At 42.4% G+C, this 229-nt stretch carries 1 protein-coding gene; it reads left to right on the top strand.

Annotated features, from left to right (window positions below):
- Window positions 1–229 (top strand): hypothetical protein (locus CWB76_RS20185; protein ID WP_138609771.1); only part of this gene is annotated, 229 nt, incomplete at both ends.

Here is a 229-nt window from a genome sequence, read left to right as displayed (position 1 = left end):
AACCACCCTTTCGCCCAAGCGGAATTGTTGCCATCTAAGCACGGATCAAGACTTTTACGCGCATTAGGTCCAGTGAAGCCTAATGTTACACATAATCAGTTTCACAGAGTTATATCGCGATTATCTGATATCGTAATACTCGATATAGAAGGCCTTGTACGACGAAACTTAGTCTGGGCATTGGAGATGCTGGTTTTTCATACATCTTGCGTTGATAAAAGTGCATGGA

This window comes from Pseudoalteromonas sp. S1609 (assembly GCF_005887255.1).
GTDB lineage: Bacteria > Pseudomonadota > Gammaproteobacteria > Enterobacterales > Alteromonadaceae > Pseudoalteromonas.
Note: the sequence above shows the minus strand (reverse complement) of the source record. Positions and strands in the feature narration are given on the sequence as shown.